Below are 18544 nucleotides of genomic sequence, written 5' to 3' on the forward strand. Positions count from 1 at the left end.
CGTGCGGCGGCTTTTGCCGCGAACTCGCGAACTACGGCTTTTCAATTGGTGCGAAGAGGTTATACTACTTTCAATTGCTGATAGGCCGAAGACTGCTCGTAGACTGCTCATGGGCCCTATTATGACATTGCGTTTTTCAGGATTGATTTCTTTCCCGGCGGGATAATCGGCGGTCCCGCGCCGGAGTAAGTGCGCCGATCGCATCTTCTCCGGTTACGTCTATGGGTTGTGCGCGATGTCGGCGCGCGGAGCCAGTGGCGAGGCCAATGGCTTGTTGGATTGATTATTGACTGCGCGGGTTCACGTCCGGTGAGGGACGATGATCAGGCCAGTATGCGTTGATTGCTGCGTTGAAGTCATTGATGAGTGAGTACAGCCGTGACCAAGTGTCCCGCATGTTCGGCCCGTGTTTCTCGCGAGCATCGCTTCTGCTCTCAATGCGGCGCGCGCCTCGATCGTGCCGTCGATCGTGCCTTGGAGCAGCCCTCCGTTCCACCGGTCGCCAGCACACCTGACCGCGAGCCGCGGGTTGTCCCGCTGCACGATTACACCGCGGTTCGGTCACAGATGCTGACTGAGAACAAGCAGGTCAGCGTTCTCTTCGTCGACGTATGCGACTCGACAGCCCTGCTCCAGCACTCCGACCCCGAGGAATCCCGCAATTATCTCGGCAGGGCCCTCAACCATCTGGCCGAGGCGGTCGGGACCTATGGCGGCACGGTGAGCCAGTTGCTCGGCGACGGGCTCGTCGCCTTGTTCGGCGCGCCGTTGGCGCAGGAGGATCACGCGCTGCGGGCGTGCCTTGCCGCCCTCAAGATGCAGCGGGCAACCATTCCCGGCCACGCGGTTCAGGGCGTGGCCAGCCCGACGCTGCGCATCGGCATCAATTCCGGCGAGGTGCTGGTCGGCGTCGTCGGACAATACGGCTGGTCGCACTACGGTGCGGACGGCAAGACGATTCACCTTGCATCGCGGCTCGAAAAGATGGCGCCGCCCGGCGGCATTCTGATCAGTGCCGCGACGCAGCGCCTCGTCGCGCAGCAGATCGACACGCGGCCGGTCGGGCTGCGCTCGGTCCGAGGGCTGGACGATCCGGTCGAACTCCATGAGGTCGTGGTCGCCACCGAAAGCTCGGCGGCGGCGCCGCTGACGCGCAAGCAGCGCTGGGCGCCCCTGGTCGGCCGCGAGGAGTCCTTGCGGATGCTGGCCGGGGATCTCGACATCGTTCGAACCGGCGCGATGCGAACGATCGGGCTGTGCGGCGATGCCGGCATCGGCAAGTCCCGCTTGATCGCCGACTGGATCGCCGCGCTTGCAGGTCAGGGCATCGACGTCTGTCTTTCGCAGGCGAGAGGTTATGCGAGCGCGCGCGCCTACAGCACCGCCGCGGACCTGATCGCGAGCCTGGCCAGGTTGCCGCAAACAGGCATGACGGATGCACAGTCCATCGGGCGCACCCTGGTCGCCGAATGGGCTCCGGAAGGCGCCGCACATCTCGCGGCGATCAATGACTTGTTGGATCTTGCGGCGCCGGATCAGGCCTGGCTGGCGTTGAACCCGGTCCAGCGGCGGCGTCGCATCGGCGAGGCATTGCTGTGGCTCGTGCGCAGACGCGCCCAGGCGGGCCCGTTCGTGCTCGTGCTCGAGGACGTTTTCCTGGCCGACCGCGAGAGCCGGCGGCTGTTCGAGGCCCTGCTTCCAAAGCTCCAGGGATGGCCGATCCTGGTCTGCGTCAGCTATCGACCCGATTTCGACCATCAGTGGCGCGAGGCGCCGTGGTTTGCAGAGCGGATGATCGAGCCTCTCCGCGACGGCGAGATGCTCAGGCTCGCGCGCGCCCTGCTCGGAGATGATTTGTCCGTGCTCGGCATCATGAACGAATTGGTCGCGCGCGCCGACGGCAATCCCTTCTTCCTGGAGCAGTTGGTCATTACGCTGATCGACGACGGATCGCTCGAGGGAACGCCGGGTGCATACCGTCTGCAGCGATCGCCCGGAGAGTTGCGCGTGCCGGGCTCCATCGCCGCGGTGATCAGTGCGCGCGTCGACAGGCTGCCCGACGCCGCCAAATCCGCGCTCGAGGCCGCGGCGATCCTTGGCGACCCCATCACGCGCGAACTGATCGCGGCGATGCAGGCCGTGGACCCGGGGCGAGCCGAAGAATTGCTGGGTCTGTGCGTTGCGTCCGGGTTGCTGGCGGGGCCGGATCAGGCACGCGATTCGCTCGAGCAGCACGCGTTCGCGTTTCGCCACGCATTGGTGCGCGACGTCGTGCTCGCCGCTCTCACGCGCGCGCGGCTGAAGGCGCTGCACCGGCAGGCCTTCCTGGCGCTGCATGCGCGGCCATGGGCCGCTGAAGCCGATGTCGCGCCGGCGCTGGCGCATCATGCCTTCAAAGGGGAGGAATGGGAGCAGGCGGCGAGATTCACCGTCAAGTCGATGGCCCGTGCCATCTCGCGCTCGGCCAATCAGGAGGCCCTTCAATCGTTCGAGAAGGGACTTCATGCAGCCCGCCGTGTCGATGACGCCTCGATCGCGCAGACCCTGGAGCTCGCGCTTCGGCTGGAAGCGATCGGGGCGATGCTGGCTCTCGGCCAGATCGACGACATCTTCCGCAACATGGAGCGTGCGGAAGCCATCGCGGTGCAGCTGAACGATCAGCGCGCACGAGCGGCGGTGTCGACCGAGACGGCGGTGTTCCTGTGGATGCGCGGACGCTTCGAGCAGGGCCTGCGGTATGCCTCACAGGGTCTGGAGGCGGCCCGCCTGGCGCAGCGCCGCCACATGATGATGGCGGCGCATCAGACCCGCCTGATGCACCTCCACGCTCTCGGGCGATATGCAGAGGCCGCCGTGGAAGGCCATGTTCTGCTCTCCGACTACGGACCAGAACTGTCGGCGCATGTCGTCCAATCCGGATGGGCCGCCATTCCCATCGTCAATCTCTATGCGTTCCATGCCAGCACGCTCTGGCGACTGGGCGACAGTGCAACCGCCCACACGTTCTGTGCCAAGGCCTACGAGATCCTGTCGAACATCAACCATCCCTATTCGCGGCTGCTGATCGACACCGTTCAGTCGCAGATATGGATCGAGGGCGGGGAGCTCGATCCAGCCGAGACGTTGATGCGGGCCGGCGTGCAGCAATGCATGGCGCACAACGTCCCGACCATGCTTTCGGTTTGCACGGGCGTTCTCGGCAGCGCGCTTGCGCGCAACGGCAAGGCCGCCGAGGCGGCGACGATGCTGGAGAACGGGTTCGCCGATCGCATCTACGAGGCGGCCGGACCCTACGGCAGGACGTTCATGCGCGTGAGCCTGGGCGTCGCCTATCGCAAGCTCGGGCGGTTCGACGATGCGATCGCGGTCGGTCGGAAGGCCGTCGAGGAGACCGCCGAGGAATACGGTCACCAGACCGAAGCGCTGTACGAGCTGGCGGAAACCTTGCGACACGCGGGCGATCTGGCCGGCGCCGAAGCCAATTTCAAGCGAGCCGCCGAGGCGGCGGACCGTCTGGGCATGCCCCACTATGAAAGACAGGCCGCCGCGGTCCTCGCAGATTGGCGGAAGGACGGGTATGCAGCATGAGACTCTCGACCTATGAACCCGACGCGTTGCCGCCGGGAGCGCGCCGTCTCTCCTATGGCCTGTTCTGCTGGCTCAACCGGCACACGACGGTCTTGCGTGCATTCGGCGCGCTGCTGCGACTCTGGCCGTCGGTTGGGGGCCGGCTTGGCCTTGCGGCGCGCGCCAGTGCCGTCCGGGACGTGCTGACGCGTACGCGCAGCTTCTCCAACACAGCGCATGCCGCCAACATGGTGTCCGGCGACTATCTCATCGGGATGGATCCCGGCCCGACTTATTCGGCCGATCGGGATCTGGTCCAAGCGCGGCTGGCGGCGCTGGACGTTCCCGCCGATTCCGATGCCGAGGCGCAGCGACGGATCAAGGCCCTGAACGGGCGCGGGGGCGAATTCGATCTGATCGAAGACTACCTGATGTGGGTCGTCTTCCACGCCATGCGGCCGCTGTTCGGCGCGGCCACGGGTGCGGTGGTGGCGGGGTCGGCGACCGACGCCGCACGAGGCGATGTCGACGAAGGCCTGCAACGGCAGTACATGCTGGAGATCCGCTATGTCGCGGGGCAGCTGCTGGCTGGCAGCCTGGCGACGCTCGATCTTCGGCGACGGGCGGAAGCCTGCGGGGATGCGCTGCAGGCGCGGATCGATCGCGTGAGCGGCCCGATCGGCGCCGCCTGGGGCGTCAAGAGCGCCTCCGAGGACATTGAACGGAACGCGGTCGGCCTTGCCTGGATCTCGCATCCAGTCACCGTTCAGTCTGGAGCCCTCGCTGTCCAGGAGCTGCTGGGACGAACGAAGGTCTACGAGGAGCTGCGATCGAAGGCCGGCAAGCTCGGCGAGCCCGGCGTCTGGACCGATCCCGAGTTCCGCACGATCGTGCGCAACCATGTGCTCGAGCTGATGCGCTTTCGGCCGATCTTTCCGCTGCTGGCGCGCGACGTGCCGCGCGACACCGAAATGAAGACCGGAGCGCGGTACAACGCCGGATGCCCGGGCGGCGGCAAGGTCTCGCTGCTGTCGATCGCCGCGCTGTTCGATCCCAGCGCCGTTCCCCAGAGCGGCCGCTTCTGCCCGAATCGCGATTGGGGCAAGCACGATGCCTTGCGGTATCTCATGTTCGGATATGGCTATCGCCAATGTCCCGCGCGGGATCACGCGGTGGAGATCCTGACCAGCGCGCTGATCGGCCTGCTCACTCTGCCGCGGCTGCAACTGGCGCGCGGCGAAGGTAAGGCCATCGCCTATGACGGGCCGCTGATGCTGCGCATGCGCATGCGTACCACCTGAGTGAGCGGAGGACGGGGCCATGCTCGAGATCGTCCGGCAGCAGATGATCTGCATCGTTGCGCCAGGCTGGAGCGGCGGAGCGGAAATCCCAAAGCAACTTCACGATGCATTGGATGCGCTGCTGGAAGACGTCGCGGTGGTGCACTTCGCCTCGATCGGGCTGCTCCCGGCCTTAGGCGGCGCCCCGAACCAGCAGCCGTCGCTCGTGCTCGAGCTTGCGGTGGAGGAGGGGTTGCGTCCCTACGACCTGCTGTACCGCCTCGTCTACCATCCCGACGGCGCGATGTGGACGTTGTTCGGCGCCATGGTCGCTCCCCATGTCGCCGCGCCCACAGCCAAGGACAAGGAGCAATTGCTGAACCAGCTGATGAGCTGGCACAGCATCGCCACCGGCGGCTTCGTCGGCGCGCGCGACCGCTCGGTCCGGCAGATCAAGATGGAAAGCGACCTGCTGGATCAGACGCGCATCGAAGCGCGAAAGCTGAAGCCGAAATACGGCAACGACCGCACCGCATTCGCCCTGGCGCTGGCGCGGTGGGCGTACGCCAATCCCCGTTTCGAGTGGGCGGTCAAGCCTGCGCCGCGATCCTATTGGCGCGGGAAGGGGGCGAGCATCGGTGCGAAGCTCGCTTATCCCGTGGCGGCGATCGTGCTGTGGTTCGTCGTGCTCGGGATCGTCTGGGCGCTTCCGCGGGCCTACAACTGGTTCTTCGGCGAGCCGGGGCAGGTGGGGCGGGCCATCGAAGACGCCGTCACCAGGACGAGCGAATGCCTGCTGACGATGACCTGGCACGGGCTGCTGGCGTTCGCCGTGATCGCATTCCTCGTCTGGCTGTTCCTGGTGCCGCTGCCCGCTCAATTCGTGTCCTGGCGGCGCTGGCTGAACAGCGTCCAGCAGGAGCTCGATCGGCCGACCCAGACGCTCTCCTCGCTGGCCACCTATGTGGGGGGCTGGCTGATCGGCGTGCCGCTGCTGCTGGCCGTCGCCGCGTGCGCCCTTGCCTACACGTTCGCGCCGCTGGCCTATGCGGTGGCACCGGATTACATGGCTCATGTCGTCGAGCCGAAGCTGCCAAAGCTGACCGGATTGCAGATCATCGGCATCGCCGTCGTCGCGATTGCCGCGGTGCTTTGCATCGGTGCGCTGTTTCACTGGCTCAACGGCCGCTTCAAGAAGCTGAGTGAACAGTTCTTTCATCCGCTCGAGGACGACGTTCCGCGCGCCCAGCAGATCCATCCCTCGATCGAGCGATGCGAGGCCGATCTGGTCGATGGTACCCAGCACATGTTCAGCCTCACGGAGCTGCGCGGTCCGCGATGGTGGAGCGCCTGGTGCATCCGACTGGCGCTGCGCATCGTGACGTTTGCCGGACGCGTGTTCTTCACGCAAGGCTGGCTCGGCAACGCGCCGGGCATCCATTTCGGGCATTGGCACATCATCGACAACGGTCGGCGCTTTCTGTTCTGCTCGAACTATGACGGCAATTTCGGCGGCTATCTCGACGACTTCATCAACGGTGCGGCCGCCGGCACCACGCTGGCCTGGCGCTGGACCGAGCTGCGTCCACGTGCTCCGGCGCTGCCCGGACAGCCCGGCATCGCGCAGCCGCGCAGCTTTCCGCCGACGCGCTTCGTGGTGTTTCGCGGCGTGAAGTGCGAGCTGAGATTCAAGTCCTATGCGCGCGACAGCATGCTGCCGCATCTCTACCATTTCGACGCCTGCAACCGGACAGTCGACCAGATCAATCTCGCCACGGCGCTGCGCGACGCCTTGTTCGGCGAGCGTAACGGCAAGAACGACGATCTGATCATGAGGGCCATCGAGACATGAGGCACGCTCCACGTCTCTCCGAACAAAGCCACGACATCCAGGCCATGTTGAAGAGCGGCTTCGGCTCGCTCACCACCAGCCGTTTCAGGCTGCTGACGATCCGCGACGAGAGGCTCGCCAAGACATGGCTGGCGCAACTGCTCGGCACCGGCCTGGTCGCCAGCGCAGAACGGGTCGGCAAGCCGAAGCAGCAGAAACAGCAGAAGGCGCCTCTCGATGCCGTCGTCGCGATCGGCTTCACCTATTCGGGGCTGGCGAAGCTCGGTTGCCGGGAAACCAGCGAGCATCCGTTTCCGACGCCGTTCCGCAGCGGCATGGGCAGCGAATTGCGCGCCAAGCTGTTGCGGGACGAAGACCGGCATTGGACCTGGACCGATCGCGAAGGCCCCGGCGGCGGCGAGGTGGTGCACATCCTGCTGGCGGAATGGAAGATGCGCGGCGTGGCTTCGCGGCTGCCCGCGATTGATCCGAGCGCCTTCTCCGTTATCGAGGTCGGGGAGGATTCCGACTTCTTCGGCGCGGATGGCAAGCTGCGTGAGCCGTTCGGGTTTCGCGATGGGCTCGCCCAGCCGGTGATCCGGGGCCTCAGGGACCAGGATGGCGAGAGCTTCAAGCAGGCGCGAGAGGGAGCTCGCGATCTCTATGACGACCGGGTCGTGGAGCCGGGCGAATTCATCCTGGGCTATCGCAACGAATACGACGAGCTGACCTTTTGCCCGAACGTGGAGGGATGGAGCAGTGCCAGCGGGCGGTTCACCCTGAACGGAAGCTATCTTGCCGTACGTCAGTTCGCGCAGGATGTGGCCGCCTTCGAGGCGTTTGAGGCCGCGAATGCGGACTTCGCGGCGGCGAACGGCGTCTCGGCCGGCGAGAAGCTGATGGGACGCCGGAAGAACGGGCTGCCGTTGTCATGGAAAGGCGATCCGAACGTGCCCGTGTCGGATTCGGCGGCCGATGCATTCCGCTATCGCGTGGAGGACGCCAACGGTTTCATGTGTCCCAAGGGCGCCCATGTACGCCGCTCCCATCCCCGGGACTCGCTCGGCACCGACGTGCAATCGAGCATCAAGTCATCCAAGCTGCACCGGTTGCTGCGGCGTGGACGGCCCTATCGCGAGACGTCGGGCCACCAAGGCATTTTCTTCATCGCCTGCAACGCGGATCTGGAGCGGCAGTTCGAGTTCATCCACCAGCGCTGGCTGCAGAACCGCAGATTTGGATCGCTCGAGAGCCAGGACGACCCGATCGTGGGATCGCAGCCGTGCCCGAAGACTTTCACCATTCCCGGCCAGCCGAGTGGCGGCGAAGTTTCGCTGAGGCAATTCACGCAGACGCTCGGCGGCGGCTACTTCTTCCTGCCGGGGATCGCAGCGCTGAACTTCATCGCACGCGCTTGAGCGCGCTCGAGATTGTTGCCTACGGGTGAGCTTTGCGGAAGACGCTTCGCGCTCTTCCGGACCGCGTCTCAATCCTGCGGCTCGGACGCGGCATCGCCCTGCGCGTCGATGCGCAGCCAGCCGGAGGGCGCGAGGCGCTGTTGCGGCAGGAAGCGGGCCTTGTAGTCCATCTTCTTGGAGCCCTCGATCCAATAGCCGAGATAGACGTAAGGCAGCCCCTGCCGGCGGGCGCGGGCGATGTGGTCGAGGATCATGAAGGTACCCATCGAGCGGCTGACCTGGCTCGGCTCGAAGAACGAATAGACCATCGACAGGCCGTCGCTGAGCACGTCGGTGAGGGCGACGGCGATCAGCTCTTCGCCGCGGCCGGTGACACCGCTGTCGGGGCCGCGCTTGCGGTATTCGATGATGCGGGTCTCGACATGGCTGTCCTCGACCATCATGGCGTAGTCGAGCACGGTCATGTCGGCCATGCCGCCGTGGCGGTGGCGGGCGTCGAGATAGGCCCGGAACACGGAATATTGCTCGGAGGTCGGCACCGCGCTGCGCTGCTCACCGATGATGTCGGCGTTGCGCGCCATCACCTTGCGGAAGTTGCGCGAGGGCCGGAACTCGTTGGCGATGACCCGGACCGAGACGCAGGCGCGGCACTGGTCGCAGGCCGGCCGGTAGGCGATCGACTGGCTGCGGCGGAAGCCACCATGGGTCAGGAGGTCATTGAGGTCGCCGGCCCGGTCCCCAACCAGATGCGTGAACACCTTGCGCTCATGCCGGCCCGGCAAATACGGGCAGGGGGAGGGCGCCGTAAGGTAGAATTGGGGGGTGTCGCGCGAGTGCTGGGTCAAGGGACGTCGTGGGCCTCCGAAGTGAATGTCAGCATCGCGCTACGGAAGCCCCTGGTCAATCGGTCTGCTCGGCGGGTCGGATCGGACAGCTTTAGTCGTTCCTGGTTGATAGGTCCTTGATCACCAGCTTCTGGCGCCCTGCGGCACCGGTGCACGGACGGAATTGTTGATCACGACCGTTCCCAGCACGAAATCGTGCAGCAGCCGCCGGCGGCCGTTGAACAGGCCGACAAGCACGACGAAAGGCGTCAGGAACGAGACCGTCACCCAGAACAGCACGGCATGGGTGGCGCCGAGCACGAAATAGCCGGGCGCGCCGTACCAGGTACGCAGCTCCAGATCCATCAGGCGCATGCCGATGGTCGCCGACGAAGGACCGCCGATGCAGGCGCCGTAATAGACGATGGCCCAGACGACAGAGGCAGGCCAGGCCAGCCAGAACAGCGCCCAGCCGATGCCGAGCGTAACCACGCCGAACAAGGCGATGAAGATGTAGCCGAGGATCACCGGCACGGAGATCACGACCATGTCGATCAGGAAGGCGAATACCCGCCGCGTCGCAACGCCCCGGAACAGCTCCGGGTGCAGATAGGGATCGTAGGCGTGCGGCTGCACCCCGCCGTCATTGCGCCAGGCGCCTGAATTGCCCGAGTCGTACGACATGATCCGTCCTCCCAAGGGGGAAACAGAGGGAAAACCCTCGAGGCAGGACATGGGAATAGGCTCTTCCCCTGCCAAGGGCGCGGACATTAACAAGCCGAAATATTCCGGCGATTCGGGGGCGGGGAGGAGGCGCGGCAGCATCGACAGAGTGCAGTCGTACTCGTCATCGTCGCGCTTGCATTGATGGTTCCGCTGCGCTCCACCCATCGTGCGCATAACCTCCTCTCGTGTCCCGGACAAGCGCCGCGAAGCGGCGCGCAGAGCCGGGACCCAGAGGCACAAGCGAGATCGCAGCAAGGTGGGCCCCGGCTCTGCGACGCATCACGTCGCAAGTGCGCCGTGCTGCGTTGCGTCCGGGGCACGGGAGCACCTCACCCTTGCGCGCGCAGCTTCTCCGCGGCCTTCGGCGCGAAGTAGCTCAGCACGCCGTCGGCGCCGGCGCGCTTGAAGGCGAGCAGGCTCTCCATCATCGCGCGCTCGCCGTCGAGCCAGCCATTGTTCGCGGCGGCCGCGATCATCGCGTACTCGCCCGAGACCTGGTAGGCGAAGGTCGGCATCGCGAACGTGTCCTTCACGCGGCGGACCACGTCGAGATAGGGCATGCCGGGCTTCACCATCACCATGTCGGCGCCCTCGGCGATGTCGAGCTCGACCTCGCGCAGTGCCTCGTCGCTGTTGGCGCTGTCCATCTGATAGGTGCGCTTGTCGCCGGTGAGCGTCTTGGCCGAGCCGATGGCGTCGCGGAACGGGCCGTAGAAGGCCGAGGCGTATTTGGCCGCATAGGCCATGATCTGCACGTCGAGCAGTCCGGCGCGATCCAGCCCCTCGCGGATCGCGGCGACGCGGCCGTCCATCATGTCCGAGGGCGCGATGATGTCGCAGCCGGCCTCGGCCTGCACCAGGGCCTGACGCACCAGCACGGCGACCGTCTCGTCGTTCAGGATCTTGCCGTCGGCAATCAGGCCGTCATGGCCGTGGCTGGTGAACGGATCAAGCGCGACGTCGCAGAGAATGCCGATCTCCGGAAACTCCTTCTTGATCGCGCGCACGGCCTGGCAGACCAGGTTGTTCGGATTGGTCGCTTCGGAGCCTTCCTCGTCGCGCAAGGACGGCTCGGTATAGGGAAACAGCGCGAGGCAGGGGATGGTGAGCTTCATAGCGCGCTCAGCCTCGCGCACCGCCTGGTCGACGCTGAGCCGCTCGACGCCGGGCATCGAGGCGACCTGCTCGCGCTTGTTGGTGCCGTCGATCAGGAACAGCGGCCAGATCAGATCGTCGGTGGTGAGCACGTTCTCCCGCACCATGCGCCGGGCCCATTCGGCCTTGCGGTTGCGGCGCGGCCGGACGGTCAGATCGAGGGCATGGGGCACCGCGGTGCCCTCGCGGCGCGAGACCTCGCGCAATTCGATCGGACGTCCGTATTTGATCGCCATCACTCTTCCTCCGGCTGGAATTATTCTTATACCAGCTCGCACGGTTCCCGTCACCGCGGCTTGACCTGCCGCAAGGCAGCGTTGAACTGAAGGCGCAGCCGATTGATTTTGCGGGGCGAAGCAGCCAGAAGGGGGCCATGTCCGAGATTTCCACCCGCGATGCGGCCCGCGACAGCGCCAGGGACGCGACCAGAGACCACGCGATCTCCGTCGCGGCGATCTCGTCGGAGCGGGCCGAGTCCGACGACAATGTCTGGACGCGCCGCCTGGTGCTGTTCCTGCGGGTGATGGCGCTGCTCTCGATCCTGAAAGGTCTCTATCACTGGGCGCAGGTGACGGGCTTTGTCGGCGGCGAGGACGAGGCGTTCGAGAACCAGTCGATGGCCTGGCAGGCCGCCACCGTCTACTTCGCCGTGATCGAGCTCGTCGCCGCGGTCGGCCTGTGGCTGGCAACGCCGTGGGGCGCGGTGGTGTGGCTGACCACCGTGGTCTCGATGGCGGTGATCGAGCTGATGTTCCCGGGCATCTACGGCGGCAGCCTGATCGTCGTCGGCGTCGAAGCCGCCATGCTCGCCGCCTATCTCGCGCTGGCCTGGATGGCCGCGCGCGAACGGCCGCCGTAGGGCGCACGATCACAACGCTTTCCCGTGCCCCGGACGCAATGCAGCGCGTCGCATTTGCGACGTGATGCTTTGCTGAGCCGGGGCCCATCCCTCCGCGATCTCGCTTTCGGCTTATGGGTCCCGGATCTTCGCTTCGCTCGTCCGGGACATGAGAGCAGAGTTGTGCGCGTTTGGTTGACCGCTGGTTGCCTAAAATTTGCGGTAAGTTTTCGTTGACCAGCCGGCGCCGCCACAGCTGTTACGCGCCCGTTTCGAAACCGGGCAGGCCTGTTCTGGAATGCGACAACAGGGGCGGACGGAGGGTGAACAGGAGCTTGCGAAGGTCAACAGAGGCTTTCGAAAAGTGCTTGTGGCACAGGCTTAATCCGCAATTCACTGTCTTAAATTCATGATCTCTTTATTCTCTTATTTAAGCCGATCTTCAAACGCGCCCCTTAAGTTGCAGCTATCAGGCGGGACACAAGTTTCGTCGAATAAGTGTCGACAAAAACGACAACAGGGGAAGTGTCATGATGAAAGCCGTCGCAACTGCGGCAGATACCGCAGAGCGCGTCTCCGGCCAGCAGGGTTCGGTGCAGTCGCTCTATCTGGAAGCTTTGACTCTGGTGGAGCGGCTGCATCGCCGGCTCCTCGACGTGATCAAGGACGAATTCGATCGCCGCGGCCGTGCGGACATCAACTCGGTGCAGGCGCTGCTGCTCTACAACATCGGCGACAAGGAGCTGACCGCGGGCGAGCTGCGCACGCGCGGTTACTATCTCGGCTCCAACGTCTCCTACAATCTGAAGAAGCTCGTCGAGCTCGGCTTCCTCGATCATCAGCGCTCGCGCGTCGATCGCCGCTCGGTGCGCATCCGCCTGACCCCGCAGGGCCAGGAAGTCCGCCGCATCGTCGATGCGCTCTACCAGAAGCACGTCAAGACGGTGGAGCAGGTCGGCGGCATCTCGGGCGAGGAATTCTCGACCCTCAACAAGTCGCTGCATCGCCTCGAGCGGTTCTGGACCGACCAGATCCTCTATCGCCTCTGAGCTTTCGAAAGGGATCAAGGCCAAGCCGGCCCGCAACAAGACCGGCAAGCCTGCCCTCGACGTGCCTGACTTCCCCAAGCGCACTGGTCCGGAGTTGCCCCGGGCCGGTGCGTTTCCATTTTTGCACTGCGAAAAAAATCGCGGGCTGCGCGGAACAAGTTCCGCACTTGGCGCTTATCTCCCCCGGGATCGGAGACAGGGCGATGCTGGTCGAGCGCGGGCTTCAGGCGATGAACGTGGAACTCGTGAGCGAGGCCTACGCCATCGCCGCGAACTATCTTCGCCGCTCCGGCGCGATCCCGGATACGCTCGTCACCGACGAACGTCTGCTCGGGATCATTATCAAGCTGCTCCAGCACGGCGAATTCAACAAGATCAGGCTCGCCAACAAGGCCATCGCCCAATTCCAGGCGCAGTCCGGGGCCCGCGCGGTTGCCTGATCAACCATCTCAGACCACCGATCAACCAGAGGGTGCCATGGAAGCCGCCATCGACCGCATCATGCAGACCTATAACCTGCTCGCCAACCGCACCGCCGCGGCCAGCGAGGAGGCGCGCATGAAGGTGACCAACTACCTGACCACCCTGATGGAAGCCGGCGAGAAGGACCCCCATAGGTTGACGGTGTGCGGCCTGACCTATCTGCGCCAGCTCGACGGCAGCGTGGACCCGGTCAAGGCGGGGTATACGGGTCTTTAAGGCGGCTCCTGCCGCAGCCAACGGCTTCGGGCATGACCCAGCTAAGGCCCGAAGCGGCCCCATTTTGGATGCGTTGGATGCGGCGGACGGAGGCTCTCGACGGGGGGCTCTCCCGGACCAGCCCGATTGCCGAAAACCTCCGCTCTCCACCATATCTGGCATAAATATTAGGCCCGACCCGCAAACCCTTGGCCTGTTGCGGGCGATGTGGTAGATCGCGCCTGCTTCCGACCGCCACACCAGACCCGCCCGCAGCCCGCCAAAAGGCCGCGGCGGTGGAGATATTCCCAAGATGACCGCACCCAAGACCGCCTCCGCGCCCGATTCGTTTTTCACCGCCTCGCTCGAGCAGGCCGACCCCGAAATCGCCGCCGCCATCAAGGGCGAGCTCGGCCGGCAGCGCCATGAGGTCGAGCTGATCGCCTCCGAGAACATCGTCAGCCGGGCCGTGCTGGAAGCGCAGGGTTCGGTGATGACCAACAAGTACGCAGAGGGTTATCCGGGCGCGCGCTATTACGGCGGTTGTGAGTGGGTCGACGTCGCCGAGAACCTCGCGATCGATCGCGCCAAGAAGCTGTTCGGCGCAGGCTTCGCCAACGTGCAGCCGAATTCCGGCAGCCAGATGAACCAGGCGGTGTTCCTGGCGCTGCTCCAGCCCGGCGACACCTTCATGGGCCTCGATCTCGCCGCCGGCGGCCATCTCACCCACGGCTCGCCCGTCAACATGAGCGGCAAATGGTTCAAGGCCGCGCACTACACGGTGCGCCGCGAGGACCAGATCATCGACATGGATGCGGTGGCCAAGCAGGCCGAGCAGGTCAAGCCGAAGCTGATCATCGCCGGCGGCTCGGCCTATTCGCGCGCCTGGGACTTCAAGCGCTTCCGCGAGATCGCGGACAGCGTCGGCGCCTACCTGCTGGTGGACATGGCGCACTTCGCCGGGCTCGTCGCCGGCGGCGTGCATGCTTCGCCGGTGCCGTATGCGCACGTCACCACGACGACGACGCACAAGTCGCTGCGCGGTCCGCGTGGCGGCCTGATGCTGTGGAATGACGAGACGCTGACCAAGAAGCTCAACTCGGCGATCTTCCCGGGCCTGCAGGGCGGTCCCCTGATGCACGTGATCGCGGCGAAGGCGGTCGCCTTCGGCGAGGCGCTGCGTCCGGACTTCAAAGTCTACGCCAAGAACGTCGTCGAGAACGCCAAGGCGCTGGCCGAGACGCTGAAGGGCCATGGTCTCGACATCGTCTCCGGCGGTACCGACAATCATCTGATGCTGGTCGATCTCAGGCCGAAGGGCCTCAAGGGCAACGTCTCGGAGAAGGCGCTGGTCCGCGCCGCCATCACCTGCAACAAGAACGGCATTCCCTTCGATCCCGAGTCGCCGTTCGTCACCTCGGGTATCCGTCTGGGGACGCCGGCCGCGACTACGCGCGGCTTCGGCGTCGCGGAATTCCAGCAGGTCGGCGGCATGATCGCCGAGGTCCTCAACGCTGTCGCGCAGTCTTCCGATGGCAAGGCGCCGCTGGTGGAAGCCGCGATCAAGGAACGGGTCAAGGCACTAACCGACCGGTTTCCGATCTATCAGTAAGGCTGGGTCCCACGGATGCGCTGCCCCAACTGCAACAGTCTCGATACGCAGGTGAAGGACTCGCGTCCGACCGAGGACTCGTCCGTGATCCGCAGGCGGCGGGTATGCGTCGCCTGCAATTTCCGCTTCACCACCTTCGAGCGCGTGCAGCTGCGCGAGCTCACGGTGATCAAGCGCAACGGCCGCCGCGTGCCGTTCGACCGCGACAAGCTGATGCGCTCGGTGCAGATCTCGTTGCGCAAGCGCCAGGTCGAGCCGGAGCGCGTCGAGAAGATGGTCTCCACCATCGTGCGCGAGCTCGAGACCGGGGGCGAGGCCGAGATCTCGTCCGAGGTGATCGGGGAGACCGTGATGGAGCATCTGCGCACGCTCGACGACGTCGCCTATGTGCGCTTCGCCTCGGTCTATCGCAATTTCCGCGAGGCCAAGGATTTCGCCGAGGTGCTCGGCGAGCTCTCCGGCGAGGAGGAAGCGCGGCTCGCCGCGATCCGCAAATGATCTTCCGCATCCTGGAAGACCAGTTCGCGCAGAAGGCCCGCGAGGCCAAGGACGCCGATCTTCGTTTCATGCAGCTTGCTTTGGCGCTGGGCAGGCGCGGGCAGGGACGCACCTGGCCCAATCCGGCCGTCGGTGCCGTCGTGGTCAGGGATGGCGTGATTGTCGGCCGCGGCTGGACCCAGCCAGGCGGGCGTCCGCATGCCGAGCCTGAAGCCTTGCTGCGGGCCGGCGAGGCCGCGCGCGGTGCCACGCTTTACGTCACGCTGGAGCCGTGCTCGCATTTCGGCAAGTCGCCGCCTTGCGCCGATGCGGTGATTGCGGCCGGCATCAAGCGGGTGGTGGCGGCGATTGAAGATCCCAATCCGGAGGTCGCGGGCCAGGGTCATGCGCGCCTGCGCGCCGCCGGCGTCCACGTGGACGTCGGCCTGTGCGCGGCGGAGGCCGCGTTCGACCATGCCGGGCATTTCCGCCGTATCCGCGATAAGCGCCCGCATGTGATCCTGAAGCTCGCGGTCTCGCCCGACGGCAAGATCGGTGCGGCCGGCGGCAAGCCGGTCGCGATCACGGGGGAGGCGGCGCGCAATCGGGTGCATCTGCTCCGTGCGCAATGCGATGCGATCCTGGTCGGCATCGGAACGGTGCTGGCGGACGATCCGCTTCTCACCTGCCGCCTGCCGGGCATGGCGGCGCGCTCGCCGGTGCGCGTGGTGCTCGATCAGAGCCTGCGAATTCCCGGCGCGAGCAGGCTGACAGGCTCCGCGCGCGAGACGCCGCTCTGGGTGATGGGTTCTGAGCTTGCGGAAGCCGCAGCCGCGACGCGGCTTGGTGCGACCGGCGCGCAAGTGATCCGCGCCCCGGCGGCCGGCGCCTCCGGGCTCGATTTGCCGGCCGTGCTGCAAGCGCTGGCCGGGAAGGGCATCACCCGCCTGATGGTCGAGGGCGGTAGTCGGGTGGCGTCCTCGTTTGTCGCGGCCGACCTCGTCGACGAGATCTGGCTGTTCCGCGGCGCGGAAGCAGTGGGCAATGGCGGCGTCGATGCGCTCGATGCATTGCCCCTGTCGAAAATCACGCAGTCGCAGGCCTACAGGGTTCATGCTAGCGAAACATTCGGCAAGGATACTCTCACCATCTACGAGCGCGCGTAATGTTCACCGGCATTGTCACCGATATCGGCGAGATCGTCAGCTTCACGCCCGTGGCGCAGGGCCAGTTGCACCGGCTCCGCATCGCCTGCCGCTATGATCAAGCCACGATCGCCGACGGCGCCTCGATCGCCAGCAACGGCGTCTGCCTGACGGTGGTCGCCTCCGGCGTCGCAGATGGCAAGACCTGGTATGAGGTCGATACTGGGGCCGAGACACTGGCGCTGACGACGGCGAAGCACTGGAAGCTGGGCACCAGGCTCAACCTCGAGCGCGCGCTGAAGATCGGCGACGAGCTCGGCGGCCACATCGTCGCCGGCCATGTCGACGGCATTGCGACCATCGTCAGCCGCGAGGACCTGCCCGACATGGCGCGGTTCGAGCTTTCGACCACGCGGGAGCTGGCGCGGTTCATCGCCACCAAGGGCTCGATCACGCTCGACGGCGTCTCGCTGACGGTCAATACGGTGAAGGACGCGACCTTTTCAGTGCTGATCATTCCGCACACGCTGACGGTCACCACGATCGGCGGCTGGAAGGCGGGGGACGAGGTCAATATCGAGGTCGATCTGATGGCCCGCTACGCGGCGCGGCTCACGGAGATGAAGTGACGGCGAAGCCGTCATTCCGGGGCGGCTCGAAGAGCCGAACTACGGTGCGCAATTGCGCACCTGAGAATCTCGAGATCCCGGGTTCGCTTCGCGCCCCGGAATGACAGTGTCTTTGAACTTGGCTTACCAGCCTGTGGCGACTACATAACGCGCCAACCTCTAGAACGGGACTTAACGATGGCAGACGCGCGGCGCGCACCCCTGAAGGACCAGACCGACATTTCGGGCGCCCGCGCGCTTGTAGTCGAGGCGCGGTTCTATGACGATCTCCAGGATGCGCTTCTGGACGGCGCGGTGACTGAACTGAAGGCGGCCGGCCTGACCCACGACGTCATCACGGTTCCTGGTGCGCTGGAGATTCCGGCCGCGGTGGCCATTGCGGTGGATGCCGCGGCGGCGAGCGGCAAGCCCTATGACGCCGTGATCGCGCTCGGCTGCGTGATCCGTGGCGACACCATTCATTTCGAGATTGTCTCGCAGGAATCCTCGCGCGCGCTGATGGACCTTGCGGTCTCGCGCAAGCTGCCGCTCGGCAACGGCATCCTCACCGTCAACACCGAGGCGCAGGCCTGGGCGAGGGCGCGCGCCAGCGAACTCAACAAGGGCGGCGATGCCGCGCGCGCGGCGCTTGCGATGCTGCGCATCAAACGCCGCCTGGCGCAGGCCTAAAGCCATGGCCGACAACACCAGGAAGCCGGCAGGCCCTGCCGAGAAGAAGGCGAACCGGCGCGGTGCGGCGCGGCTCGCGGCCGTGCAGGCGCTGTACCAGATGGATATCGCCGGCGCCGGCATCAACGACATCTTCGCCGAGTTCGAGAGCCATTGGCTCGGCAACGAGGTCGAAGGCGAGACGTATCTGCCGGCGGAAGCCGCCTTCTTCCGCGACGTCGTCTCGGGGGTCGTGCGCGACCAGAAGAAGCTGGATCCCCTGATCGACGAGGCGCTGTCGAAAGGCTGGCCCTTGAAGCGGATCGAGGCGATCCTGCGCGCGGTGCTGCGGGCGGGGGCCTACGAACTGGAGCATCGCAAGGACGTGCCGGCCCGCGTCGTCGTCTCCGAATATGTCGACGTCGCCAACGCGTTCGTCGACCGCGAGGAGACCGGCATGGTGAACGCTGTGCTCGACCAGATCGGCCGCCAGTTTCGCGGCGACGAGTTCGGGCGGGGGTAGTTTCCCGCGAGGGCGGTAGAAGTGATGCGATACGGCTGCCCCATTCTCCACCGTCATGCCCCGCGAAGGCGGGGCAACCAGTACGCCGCGGCCTATCGATTTCACGCGACCGTCTCTGGAATACTGGATCGCCCGGCCAAGCCG

At 65.6% G+C, this 18544-nt stretch carries 17 protein-coding genes; 14 read left to right on the top strand and 3 right to left on the bottom strand.

Annotated features, from left to right (window positions below; all coding sequences use genetic code 11):
- The first annotated feature begins 567 nt into the window (after positions 1–567).
- Genes K410_RS0116810 through K410_RS36870 form a run of 4 tightly spaced genes read left to right on the top strand, consistent with a single transcriptional unit; the run spans position 568 to position 8096 of the window.
- Positions 568–3588, top strand: coding sequence for an ATP-binding protein (locus tag K410_RS0116810; protein ID WP_245269391.1), 3021 nt, complete (start codon positions 568–570; stop codon positions 3586–3588).
- Complete coding sequence (locus tag K410_RS0116815) at positions 3585–4868, top strand: cytochrome P450 family protein (RefSeq protein ID WP_028135981.1); 1284 nt, start codon at positions 3585–3587, stop codon at positions 4866–4868. Before K410_RS0116810 ends, K410_RS0116815 begins: the two co-directional genes overlap by 4 nt.
- A gap of 19 nt (positions 4869–4887) precedes the next feature.
- Positions 4888–6699, top strand: coding sequence for a hypothetical protein (locus tag K410_RS0116820; RefSeq protein ID WP_028135982.1), 1812 nt, complete (start codon positions 4888–4890; stop codon positions 6697–6699).
- Positions 6696–8096 (top strand): Dyp-type peroxidase, encoded by a 1401-nt coding sequence (locus K410_RS36870; RefSeq protein ID WP_049820065.1) that lies wholly within the window; start codon positions 6696–6698, stop codon positions 8094–8096. Before K410_RS0116820 ends, K410_RS36870 begins: the two co-directional genes overlap by 4 nt.
- 68 nt (positions 8097–8164) lie before the next feature.
- On the opposite strand, the gene K410_RS0116830 is transcribed toward K410_RS36870, so the two are convergent.
- The 3 genes from K410_RS0116830 to hemB form a co-directional block, all read right to left on the bottom strand.
- Positions 8165–8941: an arginyltransferase gene (locus K410_RS0116830; protein WP_028135983.1), complete on the bottom strand. Its 777-nt coding sequence runs from the start codon at positions 8939–8941 to the stop codon at positions 8165–8167.
- Between the two features lie 120 nt (positions 8942–9061).
- Entirely contained in the window at positions 9062–9604 is a 543-nt protein-coding gene (locus K410_RS0116835; protein ID WP_028135984.1) for an RDD family protein, read from the bottom strand.
- Between the two features lie 371 nt (positions 9605–9975).
- Positions 9976–11037 carry a porphobilinogen synthase gene (gene hemB / locus K410_RS0116840; RefSeq protein ID WP_028135985.1) on the bottom strand — a complete coding sequence of 354 codons (1062 nt, stop codon included), beginning with the start codon at positions 11035–11037 and terminating at the stop codon, positions 9976–9978.
- A 137-nt stretch (positions 11038–11174) separates the two neighbouring features.
- Here hemB and K410_RS0116845 point away from each other — a divergent pair, with 137 nt between their 5' ends.
- From K410_RS0116845 to nusB, 10 genes are all read left to right on the top strand, one after another.
- Positions 11175–11660: a DUF6163 family protein gene (locus K410_RS0116845; protein ID WP_028135986.1), complete on the top strand. Its 486-nt coding sequence runs from the start codon at positions 11175–11177 to the stop codon at positions 11658–11660.
- 509 nt (positions 11661–12169) lie between these two features.
- Entirely contained in the window at positions 12170–12688 is a 519-nt protein-coding gene (ldtR, locus tag K410_RS0116850) for a transcriptional regulator LdtR (RefSeq protein ID WP_018320040.1), read from the top strand.
- Between the two features lie 203 nt (positions 12689–12891).
- Entirely contained in the window at positions 12892–13128 is a 237-nt protein-coding gene (locus K410_RS0116855; protein WP_028135987.1) for a hypothetical protein, read from the top strand.
- A 37-nt stretch (positions 13129–13165) separates the two neighbouring features.
- Entirely contained in the window at positions 13166–13387 is a 222-nt protein-coding gene (locus tag K410_RS0116860; protein WP_028135988.1) for a hypothetical protein, read from the top strand.
- Positions 13388–13679: 292 nt separating this feature from the next.
- Complete coding sequence (glyA, locus tag K410_RS0116865; protein ID WP_028135989.1) at positions 13680–14978, top strand: serine hydroxymethyltransferase; 1299 nt, start codon at positions 13680–13682, stop codon at positions 14976–14978.
- Between the two features lie 15 nt (positions 14979–14993).
- Positions 14994–15476, top strand: a complete 483-nt coding sequence (nrdR, locus tag K410_RS0116870; protein WP_028135990.1) for a transcriptional regulator NrdR — start codon at positions 14994–14996, stop codon at positions 15474–15476.
- Entirely contained in the window at positions 15473–16621 is a 1149-nt protein-coding gene (gene ribD / locus K410_RS0116875; protein ID WP_028135991.1) for a bifunctional diaminohydroxyphosphoribosylaminopyrimidine deaminase/5-amino-6-(5-phosphoribosylamino)uracil reductase RibD, read from the top strand. Before nrdR ends, ribD begins: the two co-directional genes overlap by 4 nt.
- Positions 16621–17229, top strand: a complete 609-nt coding sequence (locus K410_RS0116880; RefSeq protein ID WP_028135992.1) for a riboflavin synthase — start codon at positions 16621–16623, stop codon at positions 17227–17229. Before ribD ends, K410_RS0116880 begins: the two co-directional genes overlap by 1 nt.
- A gap of 177 nt (positions 17230–17406) precedes the next feature.
- Positions 17407–17898 carry a 6,7-dimethyl-8-ribityllumazine synthase gene (gene ribH, locus K410_RS0116885; RefSeq protein WP_028135993.1) on the top strand — a complete coding sequence of 164 codons (492 nt, stop codon included), beginning with the start codon at positions 17407–17409 and terminating at the stop codon, positions 17896–17898.
- A 4-nt stretch (positions 17899–17902) separates the two neighbouring features.
- Positions 17903–18400: a transcription antitermination factor NusB gene (gene nusB / locus K410_RS0116890; RefSeq protein WP_028135994.1), complete on the top strand. Its 498-nt coding sequence runs from the start codon at positions 17903–17905 to the stop codon at positions 18398–18400.
- Positions 18401–18544: the final 144 nt, after the last annotated feature.

The sequence above is a fragment of the Bradyrhizobium sp. 22 genome (assembly GCF_000482425.1).
In the GTDB taxonomy this organism is placed as follows: Bacteria; Pseudomonadota; Alphaproteobacteria; order Rhizobiales; family Xanthobacteraceae; genus Bradyrhizobium; species Bradyrhizobium japonicum_B.

Bases quoted from the DNA above. Each gene is read 5' to 3' on its own strand.
- K410_RS0116835 (WP_028135984.1), bottom strand. From the start codon at position 9,604: ATGTCGTACGACTCGGGCAATTCAGGCGCCTGGCGCAATGACGGCGGG.
- K410_RS0116815 (WP_028135981.1), top strand. From the start codon at position 3,585: ATGAGACTCTCGACCTATGAACCCGACGCGTTGCCGCCGGGAGCGCGC.
- K410_RS0116820 (WP_028135982.1), top strand. From the start codon at position 4,888: ATGCTCGAGATCGTCCGGCAGCAGATGATCTGCATCGTTGCGCCAGGC.
- ribD (WP_028135991.1), top strand. From the start codon at position 15,473: ATGATCTTCCGCATCCTGGAAGACCAGTTCGCGCAGAAGGCCCGCGAG.
- ldtR (WP_018320040.1), top strand. From the start codon at position 12,170: ATGATGAAAGCCGTCGCAACTGCGGCAGATACCGCAGAGCGCGTCTCC.
- hemB (WP_028135985.1), bottom strand. From the start codon at position 11,037: ATGGCGATCAAATACGGACGTCCGATCGAATTGCGCGAGGTCTCGCGC.
- K410_RS0116860 (WP_028135988.1), top strand. From the start codon at position 13,166: ATGGAAGCCGCCATCGACCGCATCATGCAGACCTATAACCTGCTCGCC.
- K410_RS0116810 (WP_245269391.1), top strand. From the start codon at position 568: ATGCTGACTGAGAACAAGCAGGTCAGCGTTCTCTTCGTCGACGTATGC.
- K410_RS0116845 (WP_028135986.1), top strand. From the start codon at position 11,175: ATGTCCGAGATTTCCACCCGCGATGCGGCCCGCGACAGCGCCAGGGAC.
- glyA (WP_028135989.1), top strand. From the start codon at position 13,680: ATGACCGCACCCAAGACCGCCTCCGCGCCCGATTCGTTTTTCACCGCC.
- ribH (WP_028135993.1), top strand. From the start codon at position 17,407: ATGGCAGACGCGCGGCGCGCACCCCTGAAGGACCAGACCGACATTTCG.
- K410_RS0116855 (WP_028135987.1), top strand. From the start codon at position 12,892: ATGCTGGTCGAGCGCGGGCTTCAGGCGATGAACGTGGAACTCGTGAGC.
- K410_RS0116880 (WP_028135992.1), top strand. From the start codon at position 16,621: ATGTTCACCGGCATTGTCACCGATATCGGCGAGATCGTCAGCTTCACG.
- nusB (WP_028135994.1), top strand. From the start codon at position 17,903: ATGGCCGACAACACCAGGAAGCCGGCAGGCCCTGCCGAGAAGAAGGCG.
- nrdR (WP_028135990.1), top strand. From the start codon at position 14,994: ATGCGCTGCCCCAACTGCAACAGTCTCGATACGCAGGTGAAGGACTCG.
- K410_RS36870 (WP_049820065.1), top strand. From the start codon at position 6,696: ATGAGGCACGCTCCACGTCTCTCCGAACAAAGCCACGACATCCAGGCC.